At 45.1% G+C, this 14,693-nt stretch carries 13 protein-coding genes; 2 read left to right on the top strand and 11 right to left on the bottom strand.

Features of this window, described 5'->3' with window-relative positions:
• The first annotated feature begins 78 nt into the window (after window positions 1–78).
• The gene (locus tag PKOR_RS18800) at window positions 79–1,524 is read left to right on the top strand and encodes a peptide MFS transporter (protein ID WP_046312718.1); all 1,446 of its coding nucleotides are present in this window, start codon (window positions 79–81) and stop codon (window positions 1,522–1,524) included.
• A gap of 164 nt (window positions 1,525–1,688) precedes the next feature.
• Window positions 1,689–2,291 (top strand): hypothetical protein, encoded by a 603-nt coding sequence (locus PKOR_RS18795; protein ID WP_148561747.1) that lies wholly within the window; start codon window positions 1,689–1,691, stop codon window positions 2,289–2,291.
• Between the two features lie 111 nt (window positions 2,292–2,402).
• Here PKOR_RS18795 and groL read toward each other — a convergent pair whose 3' ends face one another.
• The 11 genes from groL to PKOR_RS18740 form a co-directional block, all read right to left on the bottom strand.
• The gene (gene groL, locus PKOR_RS18790) at window positions 2,403–4,037 is read right to left on the bottom strand and encodes a chaperonin GroEL (RefSeq protein ID WP_046312714.1); all 1,635 of its coding nucleotides are present in this window, start codon (window positions 4,035–4,037) and stop codon (window positions 2,403–2,405) included.
• A 44-nt stretch (window positions 4,038–4,081) separates the two neighbouring features.
• Window positions 4,082–4,372 (bottom strand): co-chaperone GroES, encoded by a 291-nt coding sequence (groES, locus tag PKOR_RS18785; RefSeq protein ID WP_148561746.1) that lies wholly within the window; start codon window positions 4,370–4,372, stop codon window positions 4,082–4,084.
• 257 nt (window positions 4,373–4,629) lie between these two features.
• Window positions 4,630–5,010, bottom strand: a complete 381-nt coding sequence (secG, locus tag PKOR_RS18780; RefSeq protein ID WP_046312712.1) for a preprotein translocase subunit SecG — start codon at window positions 5,008–5,010, stop codon at window positions 4,630–4,632.
• A 1-nt stretch (window position 5,011) separates the two neighbouring features.
• Window positions 5,012–6,502 (bottom strand): prolipoprotein diacylglyceryl transferase, encoded by a 1,491-nt coding sequence (locus PKOR_RS18775; RefSeq protein WP_046312711.1) that lies wholly within the window; start codon window positions 6,500–6,502, stop codon window positions 5,012–5,014.
• A 31-nt stretch (window positions 6,503–6,533) separates the two neighbouring features.
• Window positions 6,534–7,061, bottom strand: coding sequence for an LPS assembly lipoprotein LptE (lptE, locus tag PKOR_RS18770; RefSeq protein WP_046312709.1), 528 nt, complete (start codon window positions 7,059–7,061; stop codon window positions 6,534–6,536).
• Window positions 7,045–8,322: a sigma-54 interaction domain-containing protein gene (locus PKOR_RS18765; protein ID WP_046314650.1), complete on the bottom strand. Its 1,278-nt coding sequence runs from the start codon at window positions 8,320–8,322 to the stop codon at window positions 7,045–7,047. The genes lptE and PKOR_RS18765 overlap by 17 nt, the downstream gene beginning before the upstream one ends.
• Before the next feature lie 102 nt (window positions 8,323–8,424).
• Window positions 8,425–9,855, bottom strand: a complete 1,431-nt coding sequence (miaB, locus tag PKOR_RS18760) for a tRNA (N6-isopentenyl adenosine(37)-C2)-methylthiotransferase MiaB (protein ID WP_046312707.1) — start codon at window positions 9,853–9,855, stop codon at window positions 8,425–8,427.
• Window positions 9,856–9,981: 126 nt separating this feature from the next.
• On the bottom strand, window positions 9,982–11,286 hold the full coding sequence (locus tag PKOR_RS18755; RefSeq protein ID WP_046312705.1) for an anthranilate synthase component I family protein: 1,305 nt from the start codon (window positions 11,284–11,286) through the stop codon (window positions 9,982–9,984).
• Window positions 11,287–11,292: 6 nt separating this feature from the next.
• A complete protein-coding gene (locus PKOR_RS18750; protein ID WP_235336760.1) occupies window positions 11,293–12,714 on the bottom strand; it encodes a tetratricopeptide repeat protein in 1,422 nt (473 codons plus the stop codon).
• 98 nt (window positions 12,715–12,812) lie between these two features.
• Complete coding sequence (locus PKOR_RS18745) at window positions 12,813–13,544, bottom strand: zinc ribbon domain-containing protein (protein WP_046312702.1); 732 nt, start codon at window positions 13,542–13,544, stop codon at window positions 12,813–12,815.
• A gap of 3 nt (window positions 13,545–13,547) precedes the next feature.
• Complete coding sequence (locus PKOR_RS18740) at window positions 13,548–14,648, bottom strand: Nif3-like dinuclear metal center hexameric protein (RefSeq protein WP_046314649.1); 1,101 nt, start codon at window positions 14,646–14,648, stop codon at window positions 13,548–13,550.
• Window positions 14,649–14,693: the final 45 nt, after the last annotated feature.

Below are 14,693 nucleotides of genomic sequence, written 5' to 3'. Positions count from 1 at the left end.
CAAATTTGTAATACTCAGAATAGAGTGGTATTTTTAGTTTTATAATGCGCAAACTGAATTAATAGCTAAAACCAATTTATGTCAAAATCTCAGAATATCTCCGGGGGGAGAGCGCCTAGTTTTATTGAGAACCAAGGCACTTTGTTTGGCCACCCAAAAGGATTAATGATCCTGTTCTTTACTGAAATGTGGGAGCGCTTCAGCTACTACGGTATGCGTGGTATCTTGGTACTCTTCTTGGTTTCTACTACCCATGGGGGTTATGGCTGGTCTAACGAGGAAGCACTAGAGCTTTATGGTACCTATACCATGTTCGTTTACCTGATGTCTATACCTGGTGGTATTCTGGCTGATAAGGTATTGGGGCAGAAGAATGCAGTTATTATTGGTGGCTTTACGCTGGTTGCCGGCCACCTGTTGATGGCTTACCCTCCAGAGTGGGCTTTCTACACGGCGTTGTGCCTTATTGTTGTCGGTACTGGTTTGCTTAAGCCAAACATTTCTACCATGGTTGGTGGACTTTATAAAGAAGGTGATAGCCGCCGCGACTCAGGTTTTACCATCTTCTATATGGGTATCAACCTTGGTGCCCTGCTTGCTTCTCTTATTGTCGGTTATGTAGGTGAAGTATACGGTTGGCATTATGGCTTCAGCCTTGCTGGTTTTGGTATGGTGCTTGGCCAAATCGTGTTTATCTGGGGACGCAAGTACCTTCACAGAGTTGGAAACTTAACGAAAGAAGAAAATAGCGAAAACAGAATATTTACGAAAGACCAGACTCAGGCCGCTCATACTGGCTTCCTTGGCTTCAATAAGCAGGAGTGGGACAGAATCATTGTTATCCTTATTTCTTTCATTATTGTACTTGTATTCTGGGCCTCTTTTGAGCAGGCAGGTGGTTTGATGAACCTTTATGCCTTGCAGTATACTGATCGTGTAGTGTTTGGCTGGGAAGTGCCTACAGCTTGGTTACAGGGTTTAAACTCTTTCTTCATCCTTACCTTGGGAGGTATAGTAGCTTCTATCTGGATAGCTTTGGCCAAAAGAGGCAAAAACCCTCCGTCCATTTTTAAAATGGGATTAGGTACCGCCATCTTAGGTATAGGCTTCATCTTCATGGTTTTCGCTTCTTTGCAGCGTAACTCTTCTGCAGATGGACTTTCGTCACTGCATTGGTTGGTGTTTGCTTACCTGTTCCATACTATCGGTGAGTTGGCGCTTTCCCCAGTGTCTCTATCTTTCATTACAAAGGTAGCTCCTAAGCGCATTGTAGCTTCTATGATGGGCTTATACTTTGCAGTAACAGGTCTAGGCAATAAGCTGGCTTCTTTGATAGGTATTTGGGCTCAGCGCCTTGGTGAACTGGAAATCTTCATGTGCATTGCAGGTTTCACTATTGTGCTAGGCATAATTCTGATGATATTGACTAAGCGTATCAATAAATTAACACACGGTCAGGAAGACAAGAAACATGACGAAGCCGAGGCGCAAACAGGTCAACTGCTTGAGGCTGAGGCTAGTTAATGAAGTAGATTAGTTTTTATAGTACAAAAAAAGCCCCTGAAGAATAATCTTCAGGGGCTTTTTTTGTTTAAAATTTTATACTTTTGGAACAGCAGGAACCATTACTTTGCAGCTTTGTGTTTTCCCGTGAAATATCACTTTTAGCCACTTTTCATTTTTAGCCAATGTTATTATTTGTACGGATGCGGCAGTTTGCGTCGCTACTGGTACTAGGCCTTGCTATGGGCGCTTGCGAAACCGTAGCCGAGGTTGAGCCTAAGCAGGAGGAGCAAGACACTCCAGCGGTTGTCTATACCATCAAAAAAGGATCCCATTATTCAGACAAAAACGGTCTAAAACAGGTAACTACCAGCAGTCTCAAGTTTGAGGTAACATTCGATAATTCAGCTGTCTATACTACTGTGGTTGCAAACAACCAGGCTGACATCAATAAGCTTTATGGCTTATCTGACTGTAACTCCAGTCACCATGTTAACAGTGCGCGCTTTGGTTGGCGCTGGTACAACAACAGGTTAGAGCTATTGGCTTATACTTACCTGAACAAGCAATGGGACTATAAATTGCTTGGATCAGTGCCAATAGGAGAGGCAGTGGTGTGTGAGCTGCGCATGGAGGACGGAAAGTATGTTTTCGTGCTTAACGGTAATGAAGTTGAGATGCCAAGAGCCTGTCAGGGAGCAGGGGCAGGTTATCAGCTATACCCATACTTTGGCGGTGATGAGACTGCACCACGCGATATTACTATCACAATAAAAGAGCTTAACTAGGATTACTTTATAGTGTAGCGCACTGCTAAGTTAGACTTATAGTTTCAAAGCATATAAAAAGCCCTGAGCCAGTAATGACTCAGGGCTTTTTGATTTATGTGCAGGGGCTGATTACATCATGCCGCCCATTCCACCCATACCAGCTGGCATAGCAGGAGCAGCACCTTCTTCAGCAGGCTCTTCAGAAACAACACATTCAGTTGTTAGAAGCAGGCCAGCGATAGAAGCTGCGTTCTCTAGGGCAAGACGAGTAACTTTAGTTGGGTCGATGATACCGGCCGCAAACATGTTCTCATACTTGTCGTCACGGGCATTGTAACCATAGTCACCCTTGCCTTCACGTACAGCCTGAACAACCACAGAGCCTTCGCCACCAGCGTTAGCAACGATTGTTCTCAGAGGAGACTCGATAGCAGTTCTGATGATCTGAACACCCGTTTTCTGGTCAGCATTCTCTACGTTAAGGTTCTCTAGTGCCTCGATAGCGCGGATAAGTGCAACACCACCACCAGCAACGATACCTTCCTCAACAGCGGCACGAGTAGCATGCAGGGCATCATCCACGCGGTCTTTCTTCTCCTTCATCTCTACTTCAGTAGAAGCACCGATGTAAAGGATAGCAACACCACCAGAAAGCTTTGCCAGGCGCTCCTGAAGTTTCTCTCTATCGTAGTCAGATGTAGTTGTCTCCATCTGAGCTTTGATTTGGTTGATACGAGCAGTGATATCATCTTTAGTACCAGCACCATTTACAAGCGTAGTGTTGTCTTTGTCGATGATCACTTTCTCAGCTTGGCCAAGGTAGTCAAGGGTAGCGTTCTCCAGTTTGTAGCCACGCTCTTCAGAGATTACTGTACCGCCAGTCAGGATAGCGATATCCTCCAGCATTGCTTTTCTTCTGTCGCCGAAGCCAGGAGCTTTAACAGCAGCGATTTTCAGTGAGCCACGCAATTTATTTACTACAAGTGTAGCAAGTGCTTCGCCGTCTACGTCCTCAGCGATAATTACAAGGCCTTTACCAGTTTGAACTACTTGCTCCAATACAGGAAGCAGTTCTTTCATGGTAGAAACTTTCTTGTCGTAAATCAGGATGTACGGGTTGTCGAAATCAGCTTCCATTTTCTCCGCGTTAGTTACGAAGTATGGAGACAGGTAACCACGGTCAAACTGCATACCTTCTACAGTTTTCACCTCAGTTTCTGTACCTTTTGCTTCTTCTACAGTAATAACACCGTCTTTACCAACTTTATCCATCGCATCAGCAATCATTTTACCGATTTCAGGATCGTTGTTGGCAGAGATAGTACCAACCTGAGCAATTTCAGAAGAGTTGTCGATTGTTTTAGACTGAGACTTCAGGTTAGCCACAACAGCCTCTACGGCTTTGTCGATACCGCGCTTCAGGTCCATTGGGTTAGCACCAGCTGCAACGTTCTTGATGCCGGCAGTGTAGATAGCCTGAGCCAGTACAGTTGCAGTAGTAGTACCGTCACCAGCCTGGTCAGCAGTTTTAGAAGCAACTTCTTTTACCAGCTGAGCACCCATGTTCTCGATAGCATCTTTCAGCTCGATCTCTTTTGCTACAGATACACCATCTTTTGTGATGGTAGGAGCGCCGAATTTCTTATCGATGATAACATTGCGGCCTTTAGGACCCAAAGTTACTTTAACGGCATTAGCCAATTTGTCAACGCCGGATTTAATTTTATTGCGGGCGTCTGTATCGAATGTGATGTTTTTAGCCATAGTTTATAATTTTTACTGATTAGGTTTTCTTTGGTTAAGTAAGATTAAAGAACTGCCAGGATGTCTGACTCACGCATGATCAGGTAATCGCTACCATCAATAGAGATCTCAGTTCCGGCATACTTGCCATACAACACAGTGTCGCCAACGCTTACCTGTGGCTTCATCAGGGCACCTTGGTCTGATACTTTGCCTTCGCCAACGGCTACCACCTCACCACGCTGAGGTTTTTCTTTAGCAGTGTCAGGAATAATGATACCAGATTTGGTTTTTTCTTCTGCTGCAGCCGGAGCCACAATCACTCTGTCTGCTAATGGTTTGATGTTGATTGACATAGTTTTTGGTTATTTAGTTATGTTATGATGTTATGATTTCTACAATAACACCTCTGCTTTATCATTTCCTGTGCCAAGACGGAGAAGGTGCCATTTTAAGCCAATTTTTCAGGTGCTAACGGCTTTTTACCTGTCATGTTTGACATTTGTCACTGCCATTGGGAACTTTTTTGGAAAATCTGTCATGTTAACACGGCAGCCTGCAAATAAAAAAGCCGATCCTGAATGGGATCGGCTTTTTCTAATCTCTAAATCTTTTATTGAGCAGTGTCAATCATAGCTGGAATGTCACCAGCATCCGGAATGGCAGCTGTCGTATCTTCAGTAACTCCTGGAAGAGCACCGGCAGGCGCCGCAGGCAATTGCGACTGGCGTGCACGCTCTTCGTTAACACTTCTGACACCTGAGTCACCTGTATTGCCAACCATGTGTGTGGCAAGAGTAAGAATTACCAATGCGATGGCAAATCCCCAGGTTAATTTCTCTAATAGGTCTCCGGTGCGTTTAACGCCCATTAGCTGGCTTGTGCTACCACCAAACTGGCTGGAAAGTCCGCCTCCCTTAGGGTTCTGAGCAAGTACAACCAATACAAGCAGCACGCAGATAAAGATAATGATACTAATAAGGGCGATATACATGTTAACTTAGGTTTTGTAATTTTTCGATCTGTTCGGCAAAGTAACTCTTTTTTTCCGGATTTTTCAAAATGAGTTGCTCATATATTTTAATTGCTTTTTTGGCCTTGCCCTGCTTCAGGAAGATATTTGCAAGGCTTTCAGAAGCAATTCCGCGCTTTATCTTAGTGCTCTTCAGCGATAAGTCCTCTTGCGGTTCCGGCTTTAGCTTAACATTATTCATCGTCTTGAGGCGCGGATTTACTTTAAGGAACTGATCGATAATATCTAGCTGCTCCTGTAATGGAGGAAGAGCCTGCTCTTCCTGATGTACCAGCTCGTGCGTTTTGCAGTACTCAAGTATAAGCTCAGGATGGAAGCTGGCAGGTCGAGGACGAGTTAATTCGTTTTCCTCCTTAAGCTGTAGCACCTCGCCCATACGGCTGGATGACATCCAATAACCTAGTGCATCCTGCTGGTACATTTGGTCTATCTCGTCAAAGGCATACTTTACTTCTGCTTCCTCCGGCTCATCCTCTTCAACTTCTGAGGCAGCAAAATAGTCATTAGAAGGTAAGGTTTCCCCTACATCCTCCAGACTGTAGTACGCTTTAGCCGCAGCGGATACCTCAGCAGAAATAAGCTTTGCCAGTTCATCCTCGTCTGGCTGAGATTTGGGCTCTACATTGTTATTCTGTTCAGGCTCTTCATATACTTTGTCAACAACTTTTTCCGGTTCCTCTGGTTGCTGTAGCTCAAGGGGAGCTGGAGTATAGGTAGTTGGTATTTCTTCTTTAGGTTCGTCTGGTTTTTGAGCCAGTAGGTCGGTAAAAGAAGGGCTGAGGCTTTTAATAGTTAGGAGCAGGGCCAGCTCAGAATCAAGTTTCTCCATTGGCTGCTCTAATATATCTTTATTAGCCTCCAATTGAACTTCATCCCGTTCATTGTACTCTTCTTCATCAACTGCTGCATCATCAATTTCGAATTCTGCAACTGTCAAAGAAGGAGTTTCTTCCACCACGTGCTGAGGTTCTTCAGCCTGTACTGATTCTTCTACATCTACAGCCTTGGTAACCTCATCTTTCAGCTCTTGCTCATAAGTAACTGCAGGCAGCTCAGTATAAGCATTTGCCGTTTCCCGCTCAACTTCTTCTGTAGCTGCAAAAGTTTCAGCAGCAGCCGCCTCTGGTTGTTCCTGATGCGGAGTCGTATCAAAGTTCTCCGGGCTTTCTGCTGTAGGCTTCTCTTCTACGGCAGTTTCTTCAAAAGCAGGCACCTCCACCGGTGAAGTATAGATAATGCGTTTCAGGAGCTGCCTGTTTGTGGCATAGGCCGAGGCACGTCGCAGGCGCTGCGTAGAAAGCATGCTGCCTTTATCGTAGGCTGACTTTGCCAACAATAGGTGAGCCGTCTGACAATACGGGAAGGTAGCAGCCACTTTCTCCAGTTCTTCCGTTTGCTGGTCTGAGATGCTTGCTACCTGCTGTATTAGTTGTAGAAAAGCTGATTTGTTCATGCTAAACTAAAGCTTCAATTGAAAGACGGAATTACCAGTCTGCTACGGTTTTATTGAAAACATCGACTACCAGCTGCTCTGAAAGCTGCTCGATCTGTGCTGTAGAAAGCTGGGTAACGTCAACGTTTTGCGGAAAGTCTTGAGAAATTGTAAACGTTCTCTCAAAGTCCTTATCTGGCTGCTTCACATTTGCAAAGCGGATTTGCACACCTAGCGTTAGTCGGTTGAGAGAAGCAATGTCCTGCTGTCCCTCACGCTGAATAGCGGCAGGCGAATAAGTAAAGCTAACAATCTGACCCTCCAATTGCAAATCGCCTTCGCTCTGCACAATAGCCAAATTAGTATTGCGGCGGTAGTAATCCTTCAGGTTATTTGTAACTACCTGTGTCAGGTTAGAAGGGCCTTCGCCGGTGCTGTTCTCAATATTTTGAATAGAAATAGTTCTTATATCGGGCGAAAGGGTAGTGCCGGTGAAAGAGTAAATGCCGCAGCCGCCACAAACAAACAGTAGCAGCACAAGCATATAGCTTAAAAAGCGGGTGTTAATCTTCAATGTCATACTGCTTTAGTTTGCGATAAAGGGTGCGTTCTGATATTCCAAGGTCCTGCGCTGCATACTTGCGTTTGTTGTTATGTTTTTTCAGAGCCTTAAGGATCAGTTCTTTCTCTTTATCCTCTAAAGATAAACTTTCTTCTTCTGTTTCGTGCGGGATGTCCTCTACTTTATCGTCTTCATATTCCTGCGTATGGCTATGTTTAATTGGCAGGTAATATGGTTCATTCTGAACTTGCTCCTGCTGGTACGAGCGGCCATTGTATTGCTGCGTCTCCATGTTCTCAAACAGGTGGCTATGCTCACGTAGTAAGTCTTCGTCGTTTGGCTGGTGTGCCAGCATGTTAAACACCAGCTTCTTGAGCTCTGATACATCCCGGCGCATGTCAAACAGCACCTTATACAGCAGGTCCCGCTCTGAGAATGATCCTTCAGCGGCCCCTTCTTTAGCCTGTATTGCTGGGAGGGAGGTTATTGACTCTTGAGGCAGGTAATGGCGCAGCTTATCTGCGTTAATCTCACGCTCATATTCCAAAACTGAAATCTGCTCCACAATATTTTTCAACTGCCTGATGTTGCCTGGCCAGCGGAAAGCTTGGAGTTCTTTCACAGCCTCAGGAGTAAGGGTAATTGCCTGAACTTTATACTTCTCAGAGAAGTCAGAGGCAAACTTGCGGAACAACAAGTGGATATCATCTCCGCGTTCCCGTAGGGGCGGAACAGAAATAGGAACAGTATTAAGGCGGTAGTAAAGGTCCTCGCGGAACGTGCCTTTTTCTACTGCTTTTATCAGGTTTACGTTAGTGGCTGCCACTACTCGTACATCTGTTTTCTGTACTTTAGAAGAGCCTACTTTAATAAACTCACCATTTTCCAGCACGCGCAGAAGACGGGCCTGTGTGCCCAAAGGCATTTCTCCAATCTCATCTAAGAAAATAGTGCCACCATCGGTTACTTCAAAATAACCCTTACGGGTATCATGTGCCCCAGTAAAAGAGCCTTTTTCGTGTCCGAAAAGCTCAGAATCTATGGTACCTTCTGGTATAGCTCCACAGTTGATAGCTATAAACTGGCCATGCTTGCGCGGGCTTAGCTGGTGTATTATTTTGGAAAATGATTCTTTACCACTTCCACTTTCACCAGTAATAAGTACGGTCATATCGGTAGGGGCTACCTGTACTGCCACCTGAATGGCATGGTTCAGCAGTGGTGAATTACCGATGATGCCGAAGCGCTGTTTTATACTTTGTATATCGATGTTGCGCATGTTTATAGATTTGAAGATCAGATAAAGCGGAAATATAGGGGTGTAGGTGAGAGGCATAAATGATGAATCCTGCCCAAGGCTCTCACGCCTATAATCTCCGCTTTAATCTACTGCCTCGCCGAAGAGGGTGCCTACGCTGCAGTCGTGCACGAACACGTTAACGTAATCTCCCTTTTTGTAGTGTTTCTTATCAAAGATAACTACTTTGTTCTGGTCGTTACGGCCACTTAGCTGCTCGTTTGATTTCTTAGAGAAACCCTCCACGAGCACTTTATGCACTCTGCCTACATCACGCTTATTGCGGTTCAGAGAGGTTTCGCGCTGTTTCTCGATAATTTCTGCCAGACGACGTTTCTTTACTTCCAAGGGAATATCATCTTCCAGCTTGCGGGCAGCCAACGTACCCGGTCGCTCTGAGTAGAAGAACATATAAGAGTAGTCGTACTGCACGTAGTCCATTAAAGTGAGCGTGTCCTGGTGCTCTACTTCCGTTTCGGTGCAGAAACCTGCAATCATATCTGAAGAAATGCCGCAATCTTCACCTAAGATGCTTCTAATGGCGTCCACACGGTTCAGGTACCACTCACGGTCGTAGGTACGGTTCATTAACTCAAGCACACGGGAGTTACCGCTCTGCGCAGGCAGGTGTATATACTTGCAGATGTTGTCGTACTTTTTCATCGTATACAACACCTCATCTGTTATGTCTTTTGGATGGGAGGTAGAGAAGCGCACGCGCAGGTTAGGATCAACTAGCGCTACTTTCTCCAGCAGCTGCGCAAAGTTCACCGATTCAGAGCCATCTTCTGAAGCCCACTTGTAGGAATCAACATTTTGGCCTAATAGTGTCACTTCCTTATAGCCTTGAGCTACCAGTGCTTCCGCTTCTCTTACAATAGAATAGGCATCACGGCTACGCTCACGGCCACGGGTAAATGGCACTACACAGAAAGAGCACATGTTGTCGCAGCCACGCATAATGGAAACAAAGGCACTTACTCCGTTGCTGTTAAGGCGAATTGGGTTAATGTCCGCATAGGTCTCCTCGCGCGAAAGCAACACGTTAACTGCTTTTTGACCTCCATCAACCTCATTAATGAGGTTAGGTAGGTCACGGTAAGCATCCGGACCAACTACAAGGTCAACAATCTTTTCTTCTTCCAGCAGCGATTTCTTCAGGCGCTCAGCCATACAGCCAAGAACGCCTACCATCATTTCAGGTTTTTTCTTTTTGTAGTAGTTGATTTGGCCCAGACGATTGCGAACAGTCTGTTCAGCTTTCTCGCGAATAGAACAGGTATTCAGGAATACCAGGTCTGCTTGCTCTATATCAGAGGTAGTATCAAAGCCTTGCTCAAACATGATAGAAGACACGATCTCACTGTCAGAGAAGTTCATCTGGCAGCCATAGCTCTCTATGTACAGCTTGCGTGTTTTGCCAGTATTAGTTTCTTCTGTCACTTTTGTGTCGCATGCGGCGGCCTGCTCCGGGGTACGGTTATCTATAAAATCTAAATCTACTATTGGATCCATAATACCTTAATTAGAGCTGCAAATATACTATAATGTTATCAAAAACGTGACAGAATGGCAGAAGAGACTTTTTTATTTTGATCAATCAGAAGCTTAATTACTTGTTGTAGCTAATAGTAAAAGCCCCTATTTATCACCTACTCTGGCACCTAGCACGTCAAGCATGGCCTTTGCTTTTAGCAGGCACTCTTCATACTCTAGCTCAGGATTCGAGTCATAGGTGATAGCGCTACCTACCATAAAGCTTAGGTATTCATTGCTGGCGTTGTACTGCATACTCCTGATTACAACGTTAAAATCACAGTCGCCACTCGCTTTGATGTAGCCAAACGCACCTGAGTATAAGCCTCTTTTTGTGTCTTCCAGCTCTTCTATGATGTGCATTGCACTGATTTTAGGGGCTCCAGTCATACTTCCCATAGGGAACGCACCTACCAATGCATCTACCAGGTCATGTTCTGGCTTTAATTCTCCTACCACTGTAGAAATCATCTGCCAAACCTGCTTAAAGCCATAAATCCCGAACATTTCTTCTACCTGCACAGTTCCGGTTTCGCAAGATCGGCTCAGGTCATTTCGCACCAGGTCCACAATCATCATGTTTTCGGCAAGTTCCTTCTCGTCGTGGCGGAGCTGGTGCTGTAGCATGTGGTCTTCCTCTGGTGTGCTGCCTCTGCGGATAGTGCCTTTTATAGGTTGAGAAATGAGCTTAGGGCCCTCCTTCTTTAGGAAACGCTCAGGAGAGGCACACATCAGGTACCTGTCGTATAGCTTAAGATAGCCTGAAAACGGAGTCGGGGAGGTTTGGTTTAAGGACAAGTACAATGGTAAGGGCTGAAGCTGTACTTGCTCGGCATAGAATTCCATACAGAAATTCAGCTCATATACATCACCCTCCAGAATGCGTTGCCGTACCCGCTCCACCTGTTCGATGTAACGGTCTTTAGAAACGCGTTGCTGCAGTTTTATACCAGTAGGGGCATGGGCCGCAGGAGTAGGGGTTTCAAAGATAGAAGAAAGAAAAAGGGAGTTTTTTTTCTCAGATGAATAGATAGTTATACTCGATGTGTTAAAGTATATAAAGGCCTCAGGCACAAAGAAGGTTAACAACGGGAAATCTATTCCATCATGGTTCTTACTGATAAGATCTTCTGTCTGGTTCTTCAGGTCATAACCTAAATACCCGCACAATAAAGGGTGTTGCGCTACAAGCTGTTGGCGTAATCTGTCGTAGGCATCCTCTAGGTTTAGCCGAAGTGGCTTACCTGATGAGACAGCCAACAAGTGATCAAAGCCATCGTGTGGGTACGGGATGTAATTAGGGTTATAATATGCTGCCAATGGATGAGTATCGGCCCAAGCCAAAGCTTTAAGCCTAAACTCTTCAATACTAATCGGCAGCTTTTCTTCCTGTATCTCTAACTTAACCATTCTTGCTTACATTGCCGACAACGCCAGTTTTGCCTTGGCGTCAATACTGTTTTTGTACTCGTGCTGCTTATAACTTAGTGCTTGTTTAAAGTATAGACGAGCCGTGTTTATTTGCTTTAGTTCCTGATACACATAGCCAAGCTGCAATGAAGCGCTTGGGGCGAAGTATAAATCCGTGCCTTCGCAGAGGCTTATCGCCTGCTTGTATAACGGCAAGGCCTGCTGTAGCGAGTCAGTGCCGTGGTAGATACGGGCTTTACGGTAGTAATACTCAGCCTGTATTGCCACAGGAGTTTTTGTGCTTATATGCAGCTTCTTTAGCTCCTGCAGGGCTTCCTGGTAATAACCGCCATCAGAATACAGACGTGCCTGCATGAGGGGCTTAACCAGTGGCTCTTGCTTTAACGCATAACGGGCTGCGTAGCGATCTTCCTCTGTTTCTTCAATGCCTACTTGAGATACATGTTGCAGGTGCCACTGTGCCTGTGGTTTATGATTACCAAGTGCGTAGGCTAAGTATAGCTTGTAATTAGCTGATTTGAGATAGTGCTGCCCCTTGTGTAGCTCCAGAAACTTTCTGTTTTCTTGCACGGACTTATCGTAATCAGCACGGTAAAGGTATAGGTCTGCAGCCAGATGGTGCAGGTAAGGGAAAGAGAGGTATGCCTTAGTTCGGGGAACATGCAAGTACACCTGTAACGCCTCCTTGCTGGCTCTGGCCTTTTTGAACAAATGCATGGCAACAAACTGAAAGAGCAAATTGTCCGGCTGCTTCTCAGCCATAGATTTTATCTGCTTCAGGGCCTGTACTTCTTTCTCGGGTTCCGTTAGGTGCTTGACAACCACATAAAGTAGTTGTGCCTCCTGGTAGAAAGGATTTTCTGGAGCTGTGGCTTGTTTTAAATTAGCCATTCCTTGCCTGATACTCCCTTTCAGGCCAATGATACTTAGAAACCATTTATACTTGTCGGGCACCGATCCTATAAGTACCTGCAGTACTCCCAGGTTTTTCCTGTTAGGTAAAAACTCCGGATGCTTTTTTACATTGTGGCTGTACTGCAAATATGCTTTTCTGAAATCCCACGCAGCAGATAAGCGGTTGCCAAATAGCAACTTAGACATGGCAAGCTGCATCTGTACTTCTGCTTTGGCATAGAGCACCCACTTGTCCTGCTGTGGCAGGTCTTCCAGCATTTCTAAACGAGTTTCCTGGGCCTCCAGCAGCTCATGAAGCCTACCTTGGTTTTGCTGCACGCACAGCTCCAGAAAGTCCCCATAGTTGGCTAGTAGTAAATCAGCTGCGTTGTTGCTGTGCTGCTGAGGCAGGAGAAGGGCTCTTCCGCTTTTTACTTTTAGTTTTAGAAGTTCATGATAAACATCCTGGTGATGTGAATTGAAAGCAGGTGCTGCGGAGCCTGTGTAAGACAAAAGCCAAACAAACAGCAACAAAAAAAAAGGATGGGGTTTAGCCATCCTCTTTCTTTTTGTATGCAAGCGATGTACGCTCAAGATTAACCAGATTAATATTAGTATACGCGCAACTCAACACCCGCCAATATACGGCCGCAGTGCTCGCATACTATAATTTTCTTCTGTGCAGCAATGTCTGCCTGGCGCTGAGGAGGTACCGTGTTAAAGCAACCACCACATGCATCACGCTTAACTGAGACAACAGCAAGGCCGTTGCGAACATTTTTGCGGATACGGTTATAGGCGCTCAGTAAGCGATCTTCAACACTGCTTGCAGCTGAGTTACGCTCCTCTTCAAGCTTTCTTTCCTCTTCCTGGCTTTCAGAAACTATCTGCTCAAGTTCTTTTTTCTTGTTATCAAGGTCTTTGCGACGCTCTTCCAGACGGTGCTTTGTGCCTTCGATCTCGTTGATCTTCTGATCGATCTGGTAGTGAGCTTCTTTTATTTTCTTTTCAGAAATCTGGATTTCCAGTTTCTGAAGTTCGATTTCTTTGGTGATAGCATCGTACTCACGGTTGTTGCGTACGTTTTGCTGCTGCTCCTCATATTTGCGGATCAGACCTTCTGAATCTTTGATAGCCTGCTTGCGCTGTGCAATAGAGTCATTCAGAGCGGCTACTTCATCATCAAACTTACGAACCCTTACTTCATAGCCTTCAATTTCATCTTCCAAGTCCTGAACTTCTTCAGGCAAATCTCCTCTTACTCGTCTAATTTCATCAAGCTGTGAATCGATGCTTTGAAGCTTACTTAACGCTTCGAGTTTGCTGGCTACAGTACTTTCCATGTATTAAAAAGTGTATCTGACGGGGTTAGTGTTTACTTCCGATATTAAGACTGCAAAATTAGAAAAGTTTTTTGAAATCACGTCATAAAATATCTCCTTTGTGTATACCTCGCTTTCGTAATGTCCAATGTCTGCTATCATCAGGCTACCTTCGGCATCAAAGAACTCGTGGTACTTTACATCTCCAGTTACCAGTGCGTCTGCCCCTTGCCGAAGAGCATCTTTTATAAGAAAGCTTCCGGCTCCACCACAAACAGCTACGCGTTTTATTTTTTTGCCACCAATTGTTGTGTAACGAAGCCCTTGCAACTGCATTCTGTCTTTCAGGTAAGCTAAGAACTCTTGTTCTGTCAGCCCTTGCTTCAGTTCTCCAATTATGCCAATCCCTACTTCCTGGTTTTGGTTTTCCAGGTTGTAGAGGTAATGTGCCACTTCTTCGTAAGGGTGCGCTTGCTTTAGTGCAGCCATTATTTTGCCTTGAAGGTTTGCGGGGAATAAAAGCTCAAGCCTGTTTTCTTGCACCTGCTCTGGTATGTTGGCTCCACCTATGGTAGGGGTAGCCTGTTCTGAAGGAGTAAAGCGTCCGGTGCCGGTTACGCTAAAGCTGCAGCCGCTGTATTCTCCTATATTACCTGCACCTGCCTTGTGTAACGCTTCCAATACCTCCTCCGTGTTTTCAACCGGCACAAATGTTACCAACTGCATTAACGTACTAGGCTTATTAACCAATATGCGTTGCTGTTGCAAGCCTAGCTTATCAGCTATTTTTGTATTTACACCGTTCAGCACATTGTCTAAGTTAGTGTGGCTGGCGTATATGGCAATGTTGTTCTGTATTGCTTTGATGATGCTACGCTCAACATAACTTTTGCCTGTTAGCTGTTTAAGCCCTTTGAAGATAACAGGATGATGTGCCACTACCAGGTTGCATCCTCTCTCTATTGCTTCCTCAAGCACTGCTTCGGTGCAGTCCAAGGTTACCAGCACACCTGTTACCTCTGCGTTAGCGTCACCAGTTTGCAGGCCAGCATTGTCATAGCTCTCCTGGTAGCGGAGAGGAGCAAGCTGTTCTAGCAAATGGGTTACTTCATGTATTTTTGCCATAGTTTCTCTCTTTCGTTCTGTAGTTAGCGAAGGCACGTTAAAATT

The sequence above is a fragment of the Pontibacter korlensis genome, from assembly GCF_000973725.1.
Lineage (GTDB): Bacteria > Bacteroidota > Bacteroidia > Cytophagales > Hymenobacteraceae > Pontibacter > Pontibacter korlensis.
This window is presented reverse-complemented; position numbering and strand designations above follow the sequence as displayed.

Bases quoted from the DNA above. Each gene is read 5' to 3' on its own strand.
- PKOR_RS18795 (WP_148561747.1), top strand. From the start codon at position 1,689: ATGTTATTATTTGTACGGATGCGGCAGTTTGCGTCGCTACTGGTACTA.
- PKOR_RS18775 (WP_046312711.1), bottom strand. From the start codon at position 6,502: ATGAACAAATCAGCTTTTCTACAACTAATACAGCAGGTAGCAAGCATC.
- PKOR_RS18745 (WP_046312702.1), bottom strand. From the start codon at position 13,544: ATGGAAAGTACTGTAGCCAGCAAACTCGAAGCGTTAAGTAAGCTTCAA.
- PKOR_RS18800 (WP_046312718.1), top strand. From the start codon at position 79: ATGTCAAAATCTCAGAATATCTCCGGGGGGAGAGCGCCTAGTTTTATT.
- lptE (WP_046312709.1), bottom strand. From the start codon at position 7,061: ATGACATTGAAGATTAACACCCGCTTTTTAAGCTATATGCTTGTGCTG.
- secG (WP_046312712.1), bottom strand. From the start codon at position 5,010: ATGTATATCGCCCTTATTAGTATCATTATCTTTATCTGCGTGCTGCTT.
- groL (WP_046312714.1), bottom strand. From the start codon at position 4,037: ATGGCTAAAAACATCACATTCGATACAGACGCCCGCAATAAAATTAAA.
- groES (WP_148561746.1), bottom strand. From the start codon at position 4,372: ATGTCAATCAACATCAAACCATTAGCAGACAGAGTGATTGTGGCTCCG.
- PKOR_RS18765 (WP_046314650.1), bottom strand. From the start codon at position 8,322: ATGCGCAACATCGATATACAAAGTATAAAACAGCGCTTCGGCATCATC.
- miaB (WP_046312707.1), bottom strand. From the start codon at position 9,855: ATGGATCCAATAGTAGATTTAGATTTTATAGATAACCGTACCCCGGAG.
- PKOR_RS18755 (WP_046312705.1), bottom strand. From the start codon at position 11,286: ATGGTTAAGTTAGAGATACAGGAAGAAAAGCTGCCGATTAGTATTGAA.
- PKOR_RS18740 (WP_046314649.1), bottom strand. From the start codon at position 14,648: ATGGCAAAAATACATGAAGTAACCCATTTGCTAGAACAGCTTGCTCCT.